Origin of the sequence: Teichococcus deserti (assembly GCF_001982615.1) — a bacterium.
GTDB lineage: Bacteria > Pseudomonadota > Alphaproteobacteria > Acetobacterales > Acetobacteraceae > Pseudoroseomonas > Pseudoroseomonas deserti.
Window position 1 is genome coordinate 1 of the sequence record NZ_MLCO01000276.1, and the last position, 3,027, is coordinate 3,027.

The 3,027-nt window shown below is 70.9% G+C and carries 2 protein-coding genes; both read left to right on the plus strand.

Features of this window, described 5'->3' with window-relative positions; genetic code table 11:
* A partial coding sequence (locus BKE38_RS23635) for an ABC transporter ATP-binding protein (RefSeq protein ID WP_076959680.1) occupies window positions 1–1,542 on the plus strand: 1,542 nt, incomplete at its 5' end.
* Between the two features lie 14 nt (window positions 1,543–1,556).
* A complete protein-coding gene (locus BKE38_RS23640) occupies window positions 1,557–2,972 on the plus strand; it encodes an alpha,alpha-trehalose-phosphate synthase (UDP-forming) (RefSeq protein ID WP_076959681.1) in 1,416 nt (471 codons plus the stop codon).
* The last annotated feature ends 55 nt before the right edge of the window (window positions 2,973–3,027 follow it).

The window sequence follows — 3,027 nt, forward strand, 5'->3', positions numbered from 1 at the left end:
AACCTGCTGTGGCGGCTGGGCGGCTGGTCCGCCACCCGCAGCTTCACCCGCGTCGCCGGCGACATCCGCAACGGGCTGTTCGCGCATCTGGCCGGCCACAGCCCGGGCTATTTCGCCGACCGGATGCCCGGGGCGCTGGCCGCCCGCCTTTCCGCCACCGCCCAGGCCGGCTTCGCGCTGGAGAATACCCTGGCCTGGAGCGTCGTGCCGCCCACCGCCGCCGTGCTCGGCGCCATCGCCATCGCCGCCGTGGTCTCCTGGCCGCTGGCCGCGGCGCTGGCCGTCGCGGCCCTGGCCATCGGCGTCTATATGCACCGCCTCGCCAAACGCGGCGGGCCGCTGCACCGCGAGCATGCCGGCCGCGCCGCCGCTGTCGATGGCGAACTGGTTGATGTCGTCGGCAATATCGGCGTGATGCGGGCCTTCGGCGCCACGCTGCGCGAGCGGCGCCGCCTGGGTGACTTCGTCGAGGCCGAGATCGCCACCCACCGCGCCAGCCTCTTCTACATGGAGTGGCTGCGCACCATCCATGCGCTGCTGACCGTCGGACTGACCGCTGGCGTGCTGGCCGCCGGGCTGATGCTGTGGCAGCGCGGGCAGGCTTCGGTCGGCGACGTGGCGCTGCTGGCGACGCTGTCGCTGACCATCCTGAACGGCACCCGCGACATCGCCGTCGCCCTGGTCGAGCTGACCCAGCAGCTGGCCCGCCTGGAGGAAGCCATCGGCACCCTGCTGCTGCCGCACGCCCTGGAGGACGCGCCGGACGCTAAACCCCTCCAACCCGGCCCCGGCGCCGTCGAATTCCAGGACGTCCGCTTCGCCTATCCCGGCCGCGACATCGTCCTCGACGGGCTGGACCTCGCCATCCCGCCCGGCCAGCGCGTCGGCCTGGTCGGCTATTCCGGCGCCGGCAAGACCACGGTGCTGGCCCTGCTGCAGCGCTTCTGGGACCCCGAATCGGGCCGCGTGCTGATCGACGGCCAGGATATCGCGGCGCTCACCCAGGACAGCCTGCCCGAGGCGATGGCCGTGGTGCCGCAGGACACCGCGCTGTTTCATCGAAGCGTCATGGACAATATCCGCTATGGCCGCCCCGACGCCTCCGACGACGAGGTGCTGCGCGCCGCCCAGATGGCACAGTGCCGCGACTTCATCGAGGCCCTGCCCGAAGGCTTCGACACCGTGGTCGGCAACCGCGGCGTCAAGCTGTCGGGCGGGCAAAGACAACGGCTTGCCATCGCCCGCGCCCTGCTGAAGGACGCCCCGATCCTGCTGCTGGACGAGGCCACCAGCGCCCTCGACAGCGAGAGTGAGCGGCAGATCCAGGCGGCGCTCGACACGCTGATGCGCGGCCGGACGGTGATCGCCGTCGCGCACCGCCTGTCGACCCTCCAAAATTTCGACAGAATCATCGTCATGAATCGGGGTCGGATCGTGGAGGACGGCCCTCCGAGCGAGCTGGCCCAGCGCCACGGTCCGTATCGAGACCTGCTGCTGCAGCAGCATTCCGGCGTCTTGCCGGAGCTGCCCGAGGTGGCCTGAAGGGATAGCCGCGCATGTCGCGACTGGTCGTGGTTTCCAACCGTGTCGCCCCGATCACCGAGGGCGAGCCCACCGCCGGCGGCCTGGCCGCGGGCGTGATGGACGCGCTGCGCCACACCGGCGGGCTGTGGTTCGGCTGGTCCGGCCAGACCGTGCCCGACGTGGTCCCGGCCGAGAGCCTGCTGCCCGGCCATCCCCCCGCCGTCGCCCATTCCGGCCCGGTCACCCTCTACACCACCGACCTGACGCAGCGGGACTACAACGAATACTACCGCGGCTTCGCCAACGGCACGCTGTGGCCGATCCTGCACTACCAGACCGCGCTCGCCCGCTTCGACTGGGCCGAGTTCGAGGGCTATCGCCGCGTCAACCGCCACTTCGCCCACCACCTGACGTCCCTGGTCGGGCCGCAGGACGTCATCTGGGCGCATGACTACCACCTGCTCTGCCTGGCGGAGGAGCTGCGCGCCAAGGGCCTGCGCAACCGCATGGGCCTGTTCCTGCACACCCCCTGGCCGGCGCCCGCTGTGCTGATGACGGTGCCCGCCCATGCCGAGCTGGTGCGCTCGCTCTGCCAGTTCGACCTCATCGGCTTCCAGACCGAGGGCGACCGCCTGGCCTTCGCCGACTATGTCCGCCGCGAGCTTGGCGGCGAGGAATTCCCGGGCGGCGTGGTCTCGGCGCATGGCCGCCTGATCCGCACCGGCGTCTATCCCATCGGCGTGCATGTCGACCCGCTGCGCGCCGAGGCCGTGGCCGGCGCCGACCACCCGCAGATGGCCGCGCTCAACCGCGCCGTCGACGACCGCGCCCTGATCATGAGCGTCGAGCGCCTGGATTATTCGAAAGGCCTGCGCCAGCGCTTCGCCGCCTATGAGCGCTTCCTGGCCAACCATCCGGGCTGGCACCGCCGCGTCGAATACCTGCAGATCGCGCCGCCCTCGCGCTCCGACGTCGAGGCCTACCAGGCGATCCGCCGCGAGCTGGAGGGCGAGGCCGGCCGCATCAACGGCCGCTTCGCCGAGCTGGACTGGACGCCGCTGCGCTACCTGAACCGCAGCTTCCCGCGCAAGGCGCTGATGCCCCTCTACGCCGCGGCCCAGGTCGGCCTGGTGACGCCCCTGCGCGACGGCATGAACCTGGTCGCCAAGGAATACGTAGCCGCCCAGGACCCCGTGGACCCCGGCGTGCTGGTGCTGTCGCAATTCGCCGGCGCCGCCCGCGAGCTCGACGCCGCCCTGCTGGTGAACCCGCATGACGAGGCCGGCGTCGCCGCCGCCCTGGACCTCGCTCTGTCCATGTCGCGCGAGGAACGCCGGGAACGCCACGCCTCGATGATGAAGGTGATGCGCTTCAACAGCCTCGAACGCTGGCGCGACCGGTTTGAGGCGGACCTGCGGGCTTTGGCTGTGGTCGAGCAGGCTGCCTGAAGAGAAGGCAGGGGTAGGTTGGGGGAATGAATTCCCCCAAGCCCCCTTCTTTTTT

Excerpts from the sequence above, each read along its gene's own strand:
- BKE38_RS23640 (WP_076959681.1), top strand. The coding sequence starts at position 1,557 with ATGTCGCGACTGGTCGTGGTTTCCAACCGTGTCGCCCCGATCACCGAG.